This is a genomic window from Alkalicoccobacillus plakortidis, from assembly GCF_023703085.1.
GTDB classification, from domain to species: domain Bacteria; phylum Bacillota; class Bacilli; order Bacillales; family Bacillaceae_D; genus Alkalicoccobacillus; species Alkalicoccobacillus plakortidis.
Map to the genome: position 1 here is coordinate 2,458,220 of NZ_JAMQJY010000001.1, position 17,838 is coordinate 2,476,057.

At 37.8% G+C, this 17,838-nt stretch carries 18 protein-coding genes and 3 pseudogenes; 6 read left to right on the plus strand and 15 right to left on the minus strand.

The features are described 5' to 3' along the window. Positions 1 to 42 precede the first annotated feature (42 nt). The 4 genes from glsA to NDM98_RS12930 form a co-directional block, all read right to left on the minus strand. Positions 43 to 972: a glutaminase A gene (gene glsA, locus NDM98_RS12920; protein ID WP_251608266.1), complete on the minus strand. Its 930-nt coding sequence runs from the start codon at positions 970 to 972 to the stop codon at positions 43 to 45. Between the two features lie 139 nt (positions 973 to 1,111). Beyond that, entirely contained in the window at positions 1,112 to 1,519 is a 408-nt protein-coding gene (locus NDM98_RS24085; protein WP_307728804.1) for an MFS transporter, read from the minus strand. Beyond that, the gene (locus NDM98_RS12925) at positions 1,494 to 2,282 is read right to left on the minus strand and encodes an MFS transporter (RefSeq protein ID WP_307728805.1); all 789 of its coding nucleotides are present in this window, start codon (positions 2,280 to 2,282) and stop codon (positions 1,494 to 1,496) included. The genes NDM98_RS24085 and NDM98_RS12925 overlap by 26 nt, the downstream gene beginning before the upstream one ends. An 88-nt stretch (positions 2,283 to 2,370) precedes the next feature. Then, the gene (locus tag NDM98_RS12930; RefSeq protein ID WP_251608268.1) at positions 2,371 to 2,685 is read right to left on the minus strand and encodes an ArsR/SmtB family transcription factor; all 315 of its coding nucleotides are present in this window, start codon (positions 2,683 to 2,685) and stop codon (positions 2,371 to 2,373) included. 119 nt (positions 2,686 to 2,804) lie between these two features. Between NDM98_RS12930 and NDM98_RS12935 the strand changes: the two genes are divergently transcribed. Then, positions 2,805 to 3,422 carry a GDSL-type esterase/lipase family protein gene (locus NDM98_RS12935; RefSeq protein ID WP_251608270.1) on the plus strand — a complete coding sequence of 206 codons (618 nt, stop codon included), beginning with the start codon at positions 2,805 to 2,807 and terminating at the stop codon, positions 3,420 to 3,422. Between the two features lie 213 nt (positions 3,423 to 3,635). Here NDM98_RS12935 and NDM98_RS12940 read toward each other — a convergent pair whose 3' ends face one another. From NDM98_RS12940 to NDM98_RS12950, 3 genes and pseudogenes are all read right to left on the minus strand, one after another. Next, positions 3,636 to 4,034 carry an ATP-dependent DNA ligase gene (locus NDM98_RS12940; RefSeq protein WP_251608272.1) on the minus strand — a complete coding sequence of 133 codons (399 nt, stop codon included), beginning with the start codon at positions 4,032 to 4,034 and terminating at the stop codon, positions 3,636 to 3,638. 111 nt (positions 4,035 to 4,145) lie between these two features. Beyond that, positions 4,146 to 4,637, minus strand: a complete 492-nt coding sequence (locus NDM98_RS12945; RefSeq protein WP_251608274.1) for a hypothetical protein — start codon at positions 4,635 to 4,637, stop codon at positions 4,146 to 4,148. Between the two features lie 358 nt (positions 4,638 to 4,995). Next, positions 4,996 to 5,496: pseudogene (locus NDM98_RS12950) on the minus strand (tyrosine-type recombinase/integrase). Positions 5,497 to 5,799: 303 nt separating this feature from the next. On the opposite strand from NDM98_RS12950, the gene NDM98_RS12955 reads away from it, so the two are divergent. The 3 genes from NDM98_RS12955 (at position 5,800) to NDM98_RS12965 (ending at position 6,893) form a co-directional block, all read left to right on the plus strand. Then, positions 5,800 to 6,003, plus strand: coding sequence for a hypothetical protein (locus tag NDM98_RS12955; RefSeq protein WP_251608276.1), 204 nt, complete (start codon positions 5,800 to 5,802; stop codon positions 6,001 to 6,003). An 83-nt stretch (positions 6,004 to 6,086) separates the two neighbouring features. After that, positions 6,087 to 6,545 (plus strand): hypothetical protein, encoded by a 459-nt coding sequence (locus tag NDM98_RS12960; protein WP_251608278.1) that lies wholly within the window; start codon positions 6,087 to 6,089, stop codon positions 6,543 to 6,545. Between the two features lie 174 nt (positions 6,546 to 6,719). Beyond that, on the plus strand, positions 6,720 to 6,893 hold the full coding sequence (locus tag NDM98_RS12965) for a hypothetical protein (RefSeq protein WP_251608280.1): 174 nt from the start codon (positions 6,720 to 6,722) through the stop codon (positions 6,891 to 6,893). Positions 6,894 to 7,368: 475 nt separating this feature from the next. Here the strand turns inward: NDM98_RS12965 and NDM98_RS12970 are convergent, their stop codons facing one another. The 7 genes and pseudogenes from NDM98_RS12970 to NDM98_RS12995 all read right to left on the minus strand — a co-directional run bounded on the left by NDM98_RS12970 (position 7,369) and on the right by NDM98_RS12995 (position 13,207). Further along, positions 7,369 to 8,283, minus strand: a complete 915-nt coding sequence (locus tag NDM98_RS12970) for a phosphotransferase enzyme family protein (RefSeq protein ID WP_251608283.1) — start codon at positions 8,281 to 8,283, stop codon at positions 7,369 to 7,371. Between the two features lie 20 nt (positions 8,284 to 8,303). Beyond that, entirely contained in the window at positions 8,304 to 8,807 is a 504-nt protein-coding gene (locus tag NDM98_RS12975) for a DUF1349 domain-containing protein (protein WP_308807743.1), read from the minus strand. Next, positions 8,773 to 8,898: a hypothetical protein gene (locus NDM98_RS24090; protein ID WP_307728806.1), complete on the minus strand. Its 126-nt coding sequence runs from the start codon at positions 8,896 to 8,898 to the stop codon at positions 8,773 to 8,775. The genes NDM98_RS12975 and NDM98_RS24090 overlap by 35 nt, the downstream gene beginning before the upstream one ends. Before the next feature lie 94 nt (positions 8,899 to 8,992). Next, positions 8,993 to 10,358: pseudogene (locus NDM98_RS12980) on the minus strand (NAD(P)/FAD-dependent oxidoreductase). 271 nt (positions 10,359 to 10,629) lie between these two features. Continuing rightward, positions 10,630 to 12,192: a histidine kinase N-terminal 7TM domain-containing diguanylate cyclase gene (locus NDM98_RS12985; protein WP_251608286.1), complete on the minus strand. Its 1,563-nt coding sequence runs from the start codon at positions 12,190 to 12,192 to the stop codon at positions 10,630 to 10,632. 111 nt (positions 12,193 to 12,303) lie between these two features. Continuing rightward, positions 12,304 to 12,597 (minus strand): MazG-like family protein, encoded by a 294-nt coding sequence (locus NDM98_RS12990; RefSeq protein ID WP_251608288.1) that lies wholly within the window; start codon positions 12,595 to 12,597, stop codon positions 12,304 to 12,306. A 19-nt stretch (positions 12,598 to 12,616) separates the two neighbouring features. Then, positions 12,617 to 13,207 (minus strand): TetR/AcrR family transcriptional regulator, encoded by a 591-nt coding sequence (locus tag NDM98_RS12995; RefSeq protein ID WP_251608289.1) that lies wholly within the window; start codon positions 13,205 to 13,207, stop codon positions 12,617 to 12,619. Positions 13,208 to 13,419: 212 nt separating this feature from the next. On the opposite strand from NDM98_RS12995, the pseudogene NDM98_RS13000 reads away from it, so the two are divergent. Continuing rightward, positions 13,420 to 15,418: pseudogene (locus tag NDM98_RS13000) on the plus strand (efflux RND transporter permease subunit). Then, entirely contained in the window at positions 15,419 to 17,233 is a 1,815-nt protein-coding gene (locus tag NDM98_RS13005) for a coiled-coil domain-containing protein (RefSeq protein ID WP_251608291.1), read from the plus strand. Between the two features lie 57 nt (positions 17,234 to 17,290). Here NDM98_RS13005 and NDM98_RS13010 read toward each other — a convergent pair whose 3' ends face one another. Next, positions 17,291 to 17,689, minus strand: coding sequence for a nucleoside 2-deoxyribosyltransferase (locus NDM98_RS13010; protein WP_251608293.1), 399 nt, complete (start codon positions 17,687 to 17,689; stop codon positions 17,291 to 17,293). Between the last annotated feature and the right edge of the window lie 149 nt (positions 17,690 to 17,838).

Here is a 17,838-nt window from a genome sequence, read left to right on the forward strand (position 1 = left end):
AATGATTCGATCCTGAATCATTAGCCCTTTTACCTTTTTCTCTTAAAACATACTCAATGAATACTTTTTCGACATCATTTCCAGCAGTTTGATTCCCGCAATGCTGTTCCCTTTGTCGTCTAATGCAGGTCCACATATGGCAATCCCACATTTCCTCGGAAGGGAGCCCATTACTCCACCCGCAACACCACTTTTAGCAGGAATTCCAACCTTAATCGCAAACTCTCCTGATGCATTATACATTCCACAAGTCACCATAAACGTTTTACATATGCGAGCAATATCCCATGGAATGATCTGTTCACCTGTTACAGGATCTGCTCCATCCATCGCTAAGACACAGCCAACCCGAGCCAAATCCAAACAGTTCATTTCTATTGCACATTGCTTCGTATACAAATCCATTAATTCCTCAACTGGTTCATCAATAACACCATGTTGCTTCATAAAATAACAAAGTGACCGGTTAAGGTGTCCCGTCTCAAGTTCAGATTGAGCAATGATTTGATTATATGTAATAGATGGATTACCTGAGAGCTTCCTAATAAAAGAAAGCAACCGTTGTAACCTATCCTCCACGCTCTCTCCAACAATCATATGTGTAATCGCCAAAGCACCTGCATTAATCATTGGATTTAATGGTTTCGAGGGCTTATTTGTTTCAAGCTTGGCAATTGAATTAAATGGATCTCCTGTTGGCTCTTGACCGACATGATCAAATACATATTCTTCGCCACGGTCCATTAAAGCAAGAGCTAGTGTTAACACCTTCGAGATGCTCTGTAACGTGAAATTTTCAGCTGTATCGCCTGCTGAATAACAGCGCCCATCCGGATAATAGAGTGCCACTGAGAGCTTATCTTCATCAGCGTCGGCAAGAGCCGGTATGTAATCTGCAACCTTCCCATATTTCGTCTGCTGCTTTGCTTCCTCAACTAACGCCTCTAGTTCATTGTTTGATTGACATCTCATTATATCCACTCCAATTTCTACATATGTCTATAGATTAGATTATCCAATAACATTTATTTCTATAAACTCATAGTAGCACTAAAGCCTATATACCATAAATGAATATGATAGATAGGCTCCCGTGCGTGTCATTTATTTCTTAGTTTTTATCCATATTGTAGCTAATAAAAGAAAGTACGGAAGCAATTAATGCACAAGCACCACCAACAAGTGCAAGATATGGCAAGCTTCCATTAGCAACGACCAGTCCACCTAATGCAGATCCAAGCGTTATACCTACGTTAACTGAAACAGGAGTTAAAGAGGATGCAAGGTCTCTTGCTCCAGTAGAATACGCTTCTGCCTTATCCATCAGATACACTTGAATGGTTGCGTTCATCATATAAAGTGTAATAGCCATCAGCATAATACTAATTAAACCTGCGACCGTGAATCCCATCGTAACAAATAAAGAAGCGATAATAAGTGCTTGTACAATAAAGGCATAACGTAAATGACCAATGCCTTTACTGCTTGCAATTTTACCAAGCCAAGAAGTTACTTCCAATCGAAAAAACACCGTATACAAGTAAGACAAGCCCTACTGAATGAGAGGCGATTCCTAGTTCTCCCTCCAAGATCGGGGCAATATACGTGTAAATCGCATATGTTCCAGCAATACTAAACGTCGGAATAAAAAAAGCTATTAAGATCTTTGGATCCTTAAATAAAACAAGCTGTTGCTTAATAGAGCTTCCACCACTCGATTTTAACTTTGGCAGAACAAATAGAGAGATGATAAATGCCACTAAACCAAGTGCCGCTGTGGCCCAAAACGTAAGATGCCAAGAACCTAGCTGCCCAATAAACGTTCCAAGAGGCACACCTAATACATTAGCAATGGTAAATCCAGCAAAGATCAGTGCGATGACAGATGACCTTTTTGCTGCAGGCATTGTATCACTCGCAATGGTCATGGCTAGGGCAGTGAGAACTCCACTAGCAGCAGCTGTAAGAATTCGTGCCGTTAGTAGCACATTAAATGAAGAAGTTAAGGCACTAACTACATTTCCTAAGATAAAGAAACCAATTAAAATTAACATAAGTGGGTATTTTGGAAATCTACTTACCCATCCTGTAAGTAATGGCGTACCCACCGCATAAGCAATTGCAAATCCAGAAACTAATGTGCCCGCTGCAGCTATACTTACATTTAGATCCTGCGCTACCTCTGACAATAATCCTACAATAACAAACTCACTTGTTCCCATTACAAATGTAAGTAATGTTAGAGTAAAAGCCAATATCTTTTGTTGCTTCGTTAATACCATATAAATCTCCACCCCTATATCTATTAATCGGAATATACCGATATATATAAACAAAAAAAGAAATCCCTCATGGATTTCTCGAACTTCTTTACAGCTCTACATCCAAATATTGAACTAACTTCTTAATCGTGTTTTCATTCCTTCTATAGTATGTCCACTGATTATAGCGCACAGACTCAAGCAAACCTGCTCGTTGCATCATTGCCAAATGTTGAGAAACTGTCGACTGGGACGCTTGAACCTTCTCTTGAATATCTCCTACGCAAACCCCTCCTTTATAGTGAACCTCCTTTGGAAGATGAGCTTGTTGTTTTGGAAAATACTTCTCCGGTTCTTTAAGCCATTGCAGAATCTGCAGTCTCTTTTCATTGGAAAGTGCTTTTAATACCTCGATAATTTCCATGGACACATTATATATCGGTTTATTCCGATATTCAACTATATGTTCTTTTATTCCTAAGAGATGTCTGCCGTTCCTCCTCATTTCCTGACTCAATATACTATACAAAGGAGGCATGGAATATGTATTCATATCTAGCAATAGGTGATTCACTCACAACGGGTGTTGGCTCAACAAACGGCGGATTTGTTCTACCTTATCGAAGCATGGCTACCGAGAGACTAGAACAACCGATTTACATCCATCAATTAGCAAAAAGCGGATTAACCTGTGAACAAATCGTTCGCTTAGCATCCAAACATAGAAAACAAATCTATCACGCTAATATCATTACCATAACAGCAGGAGGCAATAACTTTATAGATGCCCTAAAATACATGCAACGAACGGGATCAATGGCGCATTTACCACATACCGCGTCAACTGTGTACCAGTGCTTGTATACACTGATACATCTAATTGAGGAGACGAAAAAAACGAGCACAAAACCCTATATCATCCGAATTTTCAACCTGTACAACCCATTACTAGAAAGCCCTGAGCTCAATCAACTTTTAACTACATTTAACCGTAGCTTATATACATTTGAACAGAATCGTCATGTGCGTGTTGTTGATGTTAGCTCTATTTTTGATCGGCGAAACAATGGATATCTATCAAGAGATGGTGTTCATCCAAACAACCGAGGATACGAGCAAATGGCAGTTGCGGCTTATCGGACGGGGTTTTATCCTTTGTGACCTATATTAAAAAACCCTTAATTTTAATTTTTATTAAGGGCAAAACACGTATAAATTTATGATGTCACACTTGAAGTTGCTCTGATTAAATATAATGACTTAATTTTTGATCTAACCCGTCCTGTTCTCTATAGTAGTTTACTTGTTCCCGTAATCCCTTCACCACAAAAGAGATCATATCCTTTTGCTGACCTTCTAACCTCTCGGGATAGATTAAATAGAAACACACTTTTTCTTTGCGTTCATGCAGCGGTTTCGAGGTAAACGTTTGTGCTGGTGGTAAAGACTATCAAACGCCACAAATTGAAGGGGGACTTGATCAACCAATTTCTTTGATCGGGAGCGCAGCTGCAACGCTTCAAAGTCCGGCTTCCCTTCATCGTCCAGGGCAATAAGTTCGCCATCGAGCATCGTTCCCTCTTCAATCTCATTTTCCAGGAGTTCCGGGTACATCGTTGTAACCTCGTTTCGATGCCTGGTGAAAAGTCTTGTTTTTCCTTCAAAGCGGCTCATGATCATTCTATGGCCATCGTGCTTTAATTCTGTGATGCACTCTATATCGTTATCCGGTGGTTCCGGTAAGGATTGTAACAGCATGGGTGACTTAAACATTAAGTATCCAACTCCTTACTACCATTGTAAAACTTTTATGTGTATTATTTATATGGTAATGATAGGTAGGTTTGATAGAATAAATAGAACGTGTATTATCTAAGTTTTTGCCTATAGTCTGATATTAACATTGAACTTTTCCTGTATAAGTTGATTCAATTTATCTCTTTCTTCTAAAGGGAAATCCTTCGGGAATTTTGGGAACATAACTGTTTTTTTACATTCATTTATGTACATATAAACGTACAAGTCGTCTGTATCCACAATAGAAAACTCAGTCCACTTATATTGTTTTTCATTAATCTCAATAAACTCTTCATTGTATGTAAATGTACGTTTCCCTACAAAATTCTTATGTACATTTTTTTTATAAGAGACTTTTTTTTCTTTTTTTGCAAAAACGTCATCATAACGCTGATACCCAAGGACCGCTATTGAAACTACTGCAAGATTTGCAAAGAATAAATATAGATATTCACCAGGGTACAGTATACCCAAATAGATAGTGAAGATTGCATAACCAACCACAAGTAGAATAGAGAATATTAAACCAATGCGTTTGCGTTTCTTATAATATGGATGGTGCTTTACGAGGTTATCCACCCATCTTTCAAACGCTTCGTTGTCTAATTCATAAGTAAAAATTCCTTTTCCCTCCTAAAGTAGCTACTTTTTTTATCCCTATATATATAGCAACATATTTTGTTTTTATCAACCTTTTTCCACATTTCCCTTACACTTCAAACACTCGATTCATTGCTATTTTTCCGTATAACGCAATCACTTTTCCATTTTTACTCTCCCATTTTTCGTTATGTACAATTGGTATAGAGAATTGGCCCTCCATAAAACGTCATAAGCAAGGATAGCTGATTCGTTTTTATCTCCTCCGGACGATATATCTCTTCATATCTACTGTTGAGTTCCTTTAAATCCATTTTTGACTCCCCTCTTTCATCTATTACAGCATGAATGATTTTAAATTGTTTTCAACCTCTTCTTCCAGGATACCAATATAGGTCAGTGTTACTTTTGGGTGAGAATGGTTAAAGATCATTTGCAGCTCGGCCACATCTTTAAATTGCTTATAATGCCAATAGCCAAACGTCTTTCTCATCGTGTGAGTGCTAATGCCTTCCGGAATGTCGGACATATCCCCGGCTTTAATAGGTTGCCGATATGCTTGGACCCTTGAAATCGGGTTCTCCCCTTTTCGACTAGGGAACAACCAGGAGGATTCCGGAAGAGACTCAACATAAATAGCCAACTCATCATATACATTTGATAAATAGATCGTACGTGGCTTTCTCGTTTTTCCTTCACGGATAACGACCTTTTATTTTCCTTGAACGTCGGCCACTTTTAACCGCAGCAAGTCCCCTACTCTCAAACCCGTATTAATGCCTAAAAGGAAAAGAATATAATCACGCTCTGAACAGTGACGTTTAAACGACCATTTCATGTCCTGGATTAATTCGAGTGATCGTAATGGCTGCACGTTCTTAATTTCGTCTGCTTTTGAATCCACAGAGGATACTCCTTATAGCGTTTTGAATTTAACTTATTTATGTAATTTTTTACCATAGATAAAAAGAAAAAAGGCTAGAATTTAGCCTTTTCCAATGTAACAAAAGAACTAAAATGTAACTTTTGCAATTCACTCAAACTTATCTTTTCTCAATTAATTCACTTGAATAGATATTAATAACTACACGATTAGGGTAAGCATTAAATAAGTTAAAAAATATAGTCAAGGAGTGGTTTTATGAAAAACTTGTTCTTAATGTTATTTTTCTTGTTCTTTGGAATTGTAGGAGGATACTTAGTGCCTTTATTTCTACACGATATAAGTAATTTTCCAATTGAACTACCAGTATGTGTGTTACTAGGGATGGTTCTTTCAATGCAAATTTTGAATTATATGACTCAAAGTGGTTTGTTAGAAAAAATAACAAAAAAAATTACCTAAATCTAGATATTAGGTTTATTAATTACATCAAAAGGAAAGTGGTAAATATGAACTAAAAATTATAAAAGAAGCGAGGTTTTCAAATGAAAGGAAAAATTGTATTTTTATCTACGATTCTAGTTTTTGGATTAGGAGGTTATGGCACAGCTAATGCAGAAGAGAGTGAGAACTTAATTCAGTTAACTCCAGAAGAAATAACTGAATTTCAAGAGTATGGTTTCCACGAAGGACAATTGGTAGAGGGATTGACTCAAGAGCTATATGAAACTTATAAAGGTGCAGAAGTTGAAGCGTTTGATAAAGTAATCTATGAATATATTGAAGATAATGATGGTTCTGTTGAATATGAAGTTGTTACAGAAGAAGTATATGAAAGTAGATCAGCAGAAAATGAGTTTGGGTTACTCAATGAAACAGAAGATTCTGGTTGGATTATCCTTGAACTTACCGTATCTAATGTTGGTGGTGGAGAAAGAATGGTCCAAAATTCGTTTACATTTCAAGGTCATAGTCCTTCTTCGACATTTAGAGATGCTGTATGAATTAGTCACGATCATAATAGTCAGAATAGGTCTGCAGGAACTTCTTTTTGGTATCAAACAGATGTAAGTGGAAGTGGAACGTATGAATTTCAAGAAAATACAAACACCGGAATAGGTATTGCATTTGATTTGCAAAATGAGCCTACAGGATAAAATCACAGAGGGAGTTTTTCTATGCCAGTAGTTGATTCTGGCGCAGCTGATAAAGCTACTGTCTACGGACATTATATTCATACCAATACACCTAGTTGGTTTGAAAATATATCCATAGGTTTTGGTACTTTTAGTGTGTCTGGTGTTAATAGCACGAGTCAAGCTACTGCCCCGTCAGCAACCTGGGATTGGTAAGGGTTGTTACAGCACATTTGAGCTAAATAATAAATACATAAGTGCAATTATGATACTTAATAGTCATGAGTCACACATAACATCATGGAGATAAATTATTATTCTCTTCAAACTCTAAATTCATTGATTTAAGATCTTGTAAGTTAGCTTTTGATTAGCTTGCGTTTGTCGATCAAGCAAATGACCCCTGAACAATACCGGGGTCATCTACTAATTGCATAAGGTTTTTTTAAAAACTGTCTAGATCTTAGGGTACAGTTCACTAAAAGGGTCTTTTTTTAGAAAAACTAAGATTAGTTTAAGGAAATTTTTCGTTTAACTCAGTATAAATCATCCGATTCTTTATGCAATAAATGCAGAGTAAAGTCGTCTCTCACCCCTGCAGCAAAGTATAAAACCCTTATTTAGCCGATTTGAGGAGATAATCAAATAGAGGTCAAGCCTTAACAAGCTTGACCTCTTTTTATTGTGAAGGTTAGATATCAGTGTTCAATTGACTTCTATTCTCATAAATCCAAAGAAACATCTCTTTGTTCATGGTATACAGCTCTTGATCCCTTGAAAAAAATGCCATAAAAATAGACTGAATGCAAAGCATCACACACCAGATCGATGATTTTTCTCTAGGAGTAAGAGGATTATGTTGATGATATTCAGCTACTAACTCACCAACAAACCTTACCCACTTTTCACGTAAATGATTCTGATAAAAAACTTCACTCAATACACTAGTAGCACAATAACACAGATCTAGTATCCTTACGTTACATTCTACTAAATCGAAATCGATCATACCCCTGAATTGATTAGCTTTAAATAATAGATTGTGAATATGTGCGTCTCGGTGTATGAGTTGCTTTGGTAAGGTGTCCGAAATGATTTTAATTTCTCGCTCAAGTTGTTGATAGATTGATAATAGTATCTCTGAATCGTCTACCTTCTCAATCTCCTTTAAGGCAAATCCGTATACTATTTGATATAAGTCTTTGGTAGGGAAATCGGTAGCATAACTCACTGAGCTCATTGCATCGTGTAACGAAGCAATCGTGCTACCTAGAAGTTTAGGAACAATAGGATTATTGATACTTTCTGTTGAACTAAAGGTTTCTCCACTTATATAAGGATATAGAACATAATAGTTGTTTTGGTAGGTGACTACAGACTCATCAGATTGATTTGCGATTGGGACTTGAGCGCGAAAATTGTTGCGATTAAGGTGCTTTAAGAGTTTGTATTCACTTTCAGATGTCTTCAAACTCTGCTTTCTTTTAAGCACAAACTTCTCATTTTCCTCTGTACTAACAAGAGTTGCTCGTTCGGATAAGGCTTCGACATTCCTGACTTTCATATTATAGCTTGATGTAATGTTTTGGATCTCTACTAACCTCACACCATTCCCTCCATACCTTCTTAAAATCTAGTTTTTACGTCCGGATTAGCAAGAACAACATCAGTAAAATGCACAGTGTTTCCGCTTCCAATTGGCGATTGCGCAACAATACCTGCCTTACATTTTTCCGATGTCTTCATCCCAAAATAACGGATTAACTTCCATGTTTCCCCGTCTTCTGAATAGAAAAAGGATACGCAGTTTTTGACTTTACTAATTTTTAAATAGGGTTTTGAAACGACCACTTCTACTGAATTACAATCATCTGACCAACCATCTCTTGTGACAACCGAAACAATCGTTGGTACTTCTCCATCATATTCAAAACAAAGCTTAGCCCAATTCAGCTCATCCTCCATCAGCATCAAGCAGCCTGAATCGTATTGAGTAATCATCTCCACATCAACTTGAGCAATTAGTTCAAAGGATTCAGACACCGTTGTATATAAAAAGGGAGCGGACTTTTTAATGTGATTGCCTGCTGGATCATTAAAGAAATCCGCCCCAAGCCTGCGCTTGAATATGAATCCCTTCTGCCTCTAAAAAAGTCCATGTATCAGGTTCATTCATCCACTCTAATTGTTCCCGTTTTTCTTTGCTAAGTAAGTTTGTCACCTTCACTCGCCTCCTACAGATTTCTCACTAGTACCTATTCGACTAAACTTGAGAATAATCCTACATAGTGGAGGGAGATATATGAATCTGATCATTAATTTATTGCAAACTGTTTTTCAGCTAAATGTTTTCCTAAATATATACCACTGGCAGCAGCCTGAGAGAGTGAACTTGTGATACCTGAGCAATCTCCTATTACATAAAGCCCTTTACAATTTGTTTGGAACTGATCATCCGTTTCAATGATTGGGGAATAAAATTTACCATCGATCCCATATAGAAGTGTATCTCCATCTATCTCTTGACCTACAAAATCTTGCAATCTACAAAGAAACTCTTCCAAGCGTCTTCGTATAGAGTTCAGGAATTTCGTCATGAAGATTTCCACAGTCAGCTTTTAGGGTAGGTCGTATGTGATTCTTCATTAATTGTGAATTATTTGTTGCCTGCTTATTTCTAAAGTCTTCTAAACGTTGTATGACAATCCGATCCCCACCTTTATTAATTTGACCAATCACCTGCTGTGCATAGTCATTCGCCTCTCTCAAAGTAGTAAAATAAGTCGGAGTAAAAAAAGTGAAGTTCAAATTAGAAGTACCTGTTTCTTTTTCTCGGAAATTCTGACCATCTGGCATCACTAATCCCTCTTGATGTTTGCGGATAATTTGGCCTCTTGGGTTCATACAATATGTAGTTGAAGTACGATCTCTATAGGTCATAGCTAATTTTGTTTCAAAAGTACCTTGTAAAATGGACCTCAATTGCGTCTCTTTCATTTCTACTCTCATGCCCAAATCTAGTCTTGTTTTCCCTCGATTCACTCCTAATTCAGAGCACTTTTCATCTAGCCACTCTGTGCCAGACCGTCCGGTAGCCACTACTAGTTTTTGAGAAGAGTAGACACCTTTATCTGTAGATAATGAAAATCCATTCTTCTTTTTTTCTATTTTATCTATATTCACTTCAAATGCCATATCTATCTTAGAACTTATACTCAACACACGATAGAATTCTTGGAAAACTTCGGTTGATAGCTTGCTTCCTAAATGTCTAACTTCAGTTGTTAACATCTGTAAACTGGAGGCTATGGCTTTTTGATCTAGTTTCTCATTTACCGTTGAATATTTAGAGACTTTATCTCCACCAAAGTGACATATTACCTCATCAACTTCTCTTAGTAGTTCCTCATGCCTCTGATTCCCAACTTTCCTGGCCAACTCTCCTCCAAAACCACTTGCATAATTAAATTTACCTTCAGACTTTCCTAAGCCAGCAAACCCAACATATCTATCACAAGTCTCACAATGGCAGACTCCTGTTTGATCAGATGAACAGTTTCTATCAGCCAAAGGTTTTCCCTTTTCAAGAATAAGAATCTTTTGATTGAGATTCGATTCGGCTAGCGTTAATGCGAGAAATAAGCTACTCACCCCTGAGCCTACAATGATGATCTCGTACATATTCTCTCACTCCCCTCTATAGATATTTCCTTCTCTCATTTGATTCTGATTATAACGGTTCTTTAATAAAAGAAAACAAATAAATGGACTTAGGGAGGCACCTAAATGCTCAAAAATTCTATATAGGCGCTCGAAAATACTGAGGCATGGCTCAAAAAAATCATAAATGCTCAAAAATCAATCAACTATGCTTAGAAAAGTAACTGGATTGCTCAAAAATCTCTAAAATGCTCAAATTTCCCTCTTTCGCGCGCAAAAAACAGAGAATCGCTCAACTGGCATTCTCTGCGTACATTTGTACTTGATTTCGGCCTTGTCTCTTAGCTGCATATAATGCTTGATCGGCCTTTTTTAAGAGCTGATGCAAGGTTTCCTTCGCACCCTCACCTGTTTCAGCTACTCCACAACTAATGGTTACCGAGATGGCCGCATCATTCATTAATAGTGGCTTAGATTCCAATTGAAGTCGTAGCTGATTAGCGACTGCCTCTGCTTCTGCTCCGGTGCAGTTATTTAGTCCAATGACAAATTCTTCTCCACCATATCGCGCAAACAGGATCTCTTCTTTTAATTGTTGTTGGCATACATGTACCACATGCTTCAGCAATTGGTCGCCCACATCATGCCCAAAGGTATCATTCACTTTTTTAAAATAATCAACATCCATTAAGATAATAGAATACGGACTTGCGGTCTGCTGCGCTACATTAAATTCATGCTCACATTTTTCGAAAAAAGCTCTACGATTATAGATTTGTGTTAATTCATCATAATAAGCACGATTCTCAAGCTCTAGCTGAAGTCTTTTTAACTCTGTCACCTCAGTGAAAATTAAAAGCAACCCCTTACGATTATTCGCATGCTGCAGTGGTGAAATACGCACCTGATAAATGTAGGGGACTTCTTCAGCTTTTAATTGCACTTCATTGGTTATCCCAGCTGAATCCAACTTAAGTGGAAAGACCTCTCCAGTAAGTCCTATCCATACTTGTTTGAAGTCCATTCCATACATCGACTTATGTATGGAGGGAAACATGCTCTTATACGCTTGATTAAACTCAATTAATCGATGCGACTCATCTAACACAATAACACCATCGTTAATACTGTTAAATATCGCATCCTTTGCAATCGGCATAATCGAAAACATTCTGGTTGAATTAATCGACCATACATACAATAGCGAAGTGAACCATAACACCATTGGCACAGGGTCAATGCCTGGAGGTGTCAGACCTAGTAGGTAAATAAAAGCCGTTACCATTGGCACAAATTGACCAATCAATAAAAATAACAGCTGTGCACGATACACCTTTGCCGTTTCCCTCCAACGTGAGAGCATCAGAAAAAATGCGACAAACATGCTTGCAAAGGTAAAAATGCCATGAATCATATACCATGACCCAATTTCTTGAATGACAAAAGGTGCACCCAAATCAGGGTCAATTTCAAAGACACGATAATGAAGATGGTGGAAATCATTCGTTGCGACCATTACAAAACTAATCACCGAGATCGACAAAAGAGGCAGAACCCACGCTGCCTTTAACTTCATACCTAAATACTTCATTGCAAATAATAAACCAAGTGGTGCAGATATAGGCATCCCAATATAAAGAATGACATTCCAAAACTTTAGCTGTTCAAGGGTTGTTGAAGTCAGACCTAATGCAGAACCAAAACAATAAATGGATATAGCTGCTGTATAGAAAATAAAATAGTAAGCAATATTTGTGTATTGATGCCGCCTTAAAAAGACATACATACACAAATATAGATTAATAACTCCCGAAGTACTAAATAGCGTAATATAAGCGGTTAATTGTGAACTCACTCTTTCAACCCTCATTTACCAAAGCATTTTATTTAAATGTAGCATAAAAGTCCTAGGAAGGTTAGAGGGTATCAAAAAAAAACGACTGAGTTCAACTCAGTCGAGAACAATTTATGTCATGACAGAACTCCACTTAACTACCTTCATCTTCAAGTAATGTTCTAATGCACCTTCATCTTGATTTAATTTATAAAAAAGTGAAAGAGCTACAATCATGACATCCACACACTCTTCTTCTACATCAGCTTTCCCTAACTTTTTATATTCGCTTCCTGGAGCTCCTTTATAAGAAAGCAGAGCTTGTGAAGTTTCACCAACTTCTTCTGATAATTTAAGGACCATTTGCTCTAATGTTTTCTTTTCTTTTGCACTTAATTCTTTTATTCTCGTTAATAATTCTTCCATTAAACAAAACCTACCTTTTTTATTGTTCCTTTTCTCTTTCTCTATGCACAAAACCCATTAATCCATAGTTGGTGAAGTGATGAATGAGAATGGCCATTTCCTTAGGTGATTCTTTTTGTCCATTCACAAGCCAGCTCTCGATCGCATCTATGCTTCCACTCACAACAAGTAGTGGTAGGTATGCTGATACCTTGCCTTGCATATGAAAGTCCTCAATCCACTCTTTCATTATAATATCCTGGGTCAACTCCATAACCTGCTTCTTAAAGGTTGAATCTACATTCTCACTTAAAAGCACCTGACAGAGATCACTTTTATCGGCAACATATTCTAGTATCTTTTCAGTCATTTGTAAGGCTTCTTCTTCTTTATTGAAATTATACTGACTTAACGTTTGGTACATATCTTCAACGACCTCTTCACTTATTTTATCCAGAAGATCGTATTGATCAGTATAGTGTCCATAAAAGGTTGATCGATTGATATCAGCCAAAAGACAGAGCTCCTTAACCGTTACAGAAGAGATTGCTTTTTCTTTTAGTAAATGAATGAGTGAATCCTTCAATACCATACGTGTGTATTTTTTTCGTCTGTCTATTTTTTCGTTCACTTAATCTTCACACCCTTTTTTCCATTTATCCAACACATTACTTGATTATGTATAGTAGAAAACATAATCAAATCAACTGTTTGTTGTTTACCCAACACTGTGTCTATATACTATTATAGGAAATACTCTAGATGTCAATATAGGTGGGGAACAAATTGCTCATTCAAAAAATAATTCAGTATAAGCGTTCCGTTGTACTTTTCTTTGCTGTCATGACGATCATTGCCGTCATCGCACAATTTTTTGTATCGATTAACTATAATATGGTCGATTATTTACCCGAGGAGGCTCCTTCAAGTATTGGACTTGAGGAAATGGAATCAGAATTTACAGCTTCCATTCCAAATACCAGTGTTCTGATAAGGGATGTCTCTGTTCAAGAAGCAATTGAATACAAAGAACAATTAGGCACGATTGATGGCGTATCAGATGTCATGTGGCTTGATGATCTAATGGATACTAGAATTCCTTTAGAAGTTGCTGACTCTAGTATGATTGAATCCTATTATAAGGATGGCCAGGCTCTTATTTCTTTAACGATCGAAACTGGAGCAGAGGTTGATGCGACTAATGCCATTTATGAGCTAATTGGAGAAGAGAATGCGGTTGCAGGTGAAGCTGTAAACACAGCGACTTCTCAGAATATGACTAGCTCAGAAACAATTTATGCAGCTGCTTTATTAATTCCGATTATCGTGATTATTTTAATACTATCCACTAATTCATGGGCCGAACCTATCTTTTTCTTAACCGCTATAGGTGTATCAATCTTAATTAATTTAGGCACAAACGTTTTTCTAGGAGAGATTTCATTTGTTACACAATCTGTGGCTCCAATTCTGCAGTTAGCCGTCTCACTGGATTATGCCGTTTTCTTACTCCATCGATTTTCAGATGAGCTAAAGCTTGGGCATTCTCCGGAAAAAGCAATGTCAATAGCAATGAAAGCTTCTTTCCCGGTTATCTTTGTTAGTGCTCTTACTACTTTTTTTGGATTTATGTCCTTAATGCTAATGGAGTTTGGCATAGGCGCAGATCTTGGTTTAAACCTTGTAAAAGGTATTGTTTTCAGCTTTTTGTCTGTAGTCGTCTTTTTACCTGCTTTAACCCTATACGGTTACAAATGGATTGAAAAAACAAGACATAAAAGCTTAGTTCCAAGCTTTAAAGGGGTTGGCTCAAAAATTCTAAAGTGGCGCATCCCTGCTCTTCTGCTTGTTTTCGCTTTGCTTGTTCCGAGTTTCTTAGCTCAGAGCAGTACGTCTTTCACATATGGGTTAGGAGATTTACCTGAAGATACCCGTACTGGTCAGGATGTACGAGCAATTGAGGAGGCATTTGGTCAATCAACACCGATTGTGTTGTTGGTTCCTAACAATGATGTAGCGAAAGAAGAGGCGTTAGCTCATGAACTGGAAATGCTTCCACATGTAGATTCAGTGATGTCTTACGCTACAGCAGTAGATTCAGCGATTCCTATTGATTTCCTTGATGAATCCATTACAAGTGAGTTTCGCTCTGCTTCTTATAGTCGACTTATGGTGTTTACGAATGCAGGGGTTGAAGGGGACATTCCGTTTCAGCTAGTAGAACAAACAAGGGAGCTAGCCTCTTCTTATTATGGTGATGAAGCTCATAGCTTAGGTGAGAGCGTGACGCTTTATGATATCAAAGAGACGGTAAGCAAGGATAATCAGTTTGTAAACATTATGACCATTGTCACCATAGCGTTTATTCTTCTTTTGACATTCCGGTCTATATCGATACCCATCATATTATTGCTTACCATTCAAGCAGCCGTGTGGATTAATTTATCTGTTCCTTATTTCACAAATGATTCGCTTGTTTTCGTAGGATACTTAATCGTGAGTACAGTACAATTAGCTGCTACTATTGATTATGGGATTTTACTAATGGAAACCTACAAACACCACCGGGAGAAGATGCCAGCATACCAAGCTATGAAAACAGCTTTGGATGAAAAACTGTTCTCCATTACGATATCTGCAGCCATCCTATCAAGTGTTGGCTTCATCCTTTGGTTCACTTCTACCAATCCAACAGTATCCTCCATTGGACTACTGCTAGGACGTGGTGCTGCTCTTGCATTTTTACTGGTCATATTTTTCCTGCCAGCTTTATTGCTTGGTCTCTGATCGGTTCGTTAAAAAGACAACCTATAAAGCTGATTTTTATGAGGAGGAAGACTAAATGAAAAGACTACAATACATGACGTTTGCCACTGTTCTTGTTCTTCAACCAGCTTTGTTTGCTTCAATTGCCTCTGCTGAAGAAGAGACAACAACAGGCTCGATTTCATCAAAAGATGAAGTGGTCTATGCCAACTTAAACAACAGCGGTCAAGTGAATGAACTATACATTGTAAATGCGCTCGAAGTAAATAATGAAGGAAAAATCATTGATTATGGCTCCTATGATAAAGTATTAAACTTAACGACATTAGCAGACATCAACCAAACAGACTCAAACGAGGTAGAAGTAGAGGCCCCTGAAGGAACCTTTTATTATCAAGGAAACCTTTCGAACCAAACCCAACTTCCGTGGGATTTCACCATTTCTTACTCACTCAATGGTGAAAGTCTTAATGCTGAGGAGCTTATAGGCGAAGACGGAGCTTTCGAGCTTGAGATAGATGTGACTCAAAACGAAGAGATTGACCCTGCTTTCTTTGAAAATTACTTGCTTCAGATATCGATCCCGTTGGATAGTAGTATCTTCTCCGGAATTGAAGCGCCTGAAGCAACGATTGCCAATGCAGGACAAAATAAGCAGTTAGCCTTTACTGTCATGCCTGAGGAAGAGGCTTCATATAAAATCACAGCTGATGTTACAAATTTTGAGATGGAAGGCATTGAAATCTCTGCTCTACCTTCCTCCTTTGCTATTGATACACCTGATACCGAAGAGTTAACTGGAGAATTTGATTCCTTAACTGGAGCTATCTCTGACTTAAACGCCGGGCTTGGAGAAGTGAAAAATGGAATAGACGAATTATCTTCTGGCTTAGGTCAGCTTGAGGATGGATCAGCTAGCTACAAAAATGGTGTGAGCGATGCAGCTAACGGTGGAACAGAACTAGTTGCAGCCTCTAGTGACATCCAATCTGGTTTACTTGAGATAAGTGAAGGACTAAATAACAGCGACATTGATATGGACATCGGTCTAGATGAAGACCTTTTTGAGGCACTTGACCAATTTTCAAATGGCATGTCCGAGCTTGGTGACGGGATAGACGAACTTAATACCCACTATCAACAGGCTTATGGAGCCCTAAAAGAAGCAATAAATGAGATTCCAGACCATGATATAAGCGAAGAAGAGATTGAACAGCTTTATATGGATAATCCAGAATCAGAAGCGATCCAACAGCTTGTAGAAACTTATGCAGCTGCACAAAAAGCCAAAGGAACCTTCACTGCTGTACAAGAAGGCTTTGAAGCTGTGCAGCCTGCCTTAGAAGAGATTAGCTCCTCTACAACACAATTAGAGGAAGGGCTCGACACCTTCTCCTCATCTGTACAAGAGGCCATTCAAGAGATTGATCCTGGTGAAGGGCTCAACGAATTAAGCAATGGAATTAAAGAGCTTGCTACTCAATACGGTAGCTTTCACAATGGGCTTAAGGACTACACAAACGGAGTAAGCCAACTGTCAGAAGGGTACGAGGATCTACATTCAGGTATTAGTCGTTCTGCAGATGGATCAGGAGAATTATCAGGAGGCTTATCAGAGATTCGTGATGGTATGAGTGAATTAGAGACGGCTACTTCAGAAATTCCTGAACAGATGCAGCAAGAAATTGATGAGATGATCTCACAATATGATAAATCAGATTTTGAAGCCGTATCATTTGTCTCAGAAGACAATAATGATGTCATTAAAAATGTTCAATTTGTGATTCAGACAGAAAGTATTAAGCCCCCTGAAGAGACAGAAGAAACCACCGAAACAGAAGACGAACCAAGCATTTGGCAACGATTTTTACAATTGTTTGGCTTGGATTAATGTTAGTGAAGGAATGGACATCACGGATATCCATTCCTTCTTTTTGTAGATTTCTCCCTACATGAATTCCGTTTCCTTTTTCAATAGATATTCTGCAAAACCTTCTATACTTCCCACATATCGATCTACACCTTTAACATAATAAAAGGTACTCGTTTGATCCATATTATAGCTTTCCTCAGTAGAAGAATAGACATATACTCGCTTGTCGAGTCCAAGACCTATACCTAGTTCCACATGACTGCTCTTTCCACCAGGAAGCAGAAGGACCACAAAATCAGATTTTTTAACTGCTTCTTTCTCATTCTCTCCAATGGCTGATATCAATTCAATGGACTTTACCCCTTCTACTTCAGTCCAGTCATACGTAAATTCAAACCCTTCTTTTTTCAGCAAGCTCGCAAGCTCTCGAACAAAGTCGATATTTTTTAAACTAGACGCAATATAGAACCTCATAAAATGGACTCCTTACTCTAGTATTTTTCCCATTCTAAATCCTCTTCTAATTCTCTAATTAAGTCTAACAGAATGTTTTGGCTTTTAATGCTCTATGATATTAAATCTCAAAACAAAAAACAGCTGAGGACTCGCTCCTCAGCTGTTTT

Excerpts from the sequence above, each read along its gene's own strand:
- glsA (WP_251608266.1), bottom strand. The coding sequence starts at position 972 with ATGAGATGTCAATCAAACAATGAACTAGAGGCGTTAGTTGAGGAAGCA.
- NDM98_RS12925 (WP_307728805.1), bottom strand. The coding sequence starts at position 2,282 with ATGGTATTAACGAAGCAACAAAAGATATTGGCTTTTACTCTAACATTA.
- NDM98_RS12930 (WP_251608268.1), bottom strand. The coding sequence starts at position 2,685 with ATGGAAATTATCGAGGTATTAAAAGCACTTTCCAATGAAAAGAGACTG.
- NDM98_RS12935 (WP_251608270.1), top strand. The coding sequence starts at position 2,805 with ATGTATTCATATCTAGCAATAGGTGATTCACTCACAACGGGTGTTGGC.
- NDM98_RS12940 (WP_251608272.1), bottom strand. The coding sequence starts at position 4,034 with ATGTTTAAGTCACCCATGCTGTTACAATCCTTACCGGAACCACCGGAT.
- NDM98_RS12955 (WP_251608276.1), top strand. The coding sequence starts at position 5,800 with ATGAAAAACTTGTTCTTAATGTTATTTTTCTTGTTCTTTGGAATTGTA.
- NDM98_RS12960 (WP_251608278.1), top strand. The coding sequence starts at position 6,087 with ATGAAAGGAAAAATTGTATTTTTATCTACGATTCTAGTTTTTGGATTA.
- NDM98_RS12965 (WP_251608280.1), top strand. The coding sequence starts at position 6,720 with ATGCCAGTAGTTGATTCTGGCGCAGCTGATAAAGCTACTGTCTACGGA.
- NDM98_RS12990 (WP_251608288.1), bottom strand. The coding sequence starts at position 12,597 with ATGGAAGAATTATTAACGAGAATAAAAGAATTAAGTGCAAAAGAAAAG.
- NDM98_RS13005 (WP_251608291.1), top strand. The coding sequence starts at position 15,419 with ATGAAAAGACTACAATACATGACGTTTGCCACTGTTCTTGTTCTTCAA.
- NDM98_RS13010 (WP_251608293.1), bottom strand. The coding sequence starts at position 17,689 with ATGAGGTTCTATATTGCGTCTAGTTTAAAAAATATCGACTTTGTTCGA.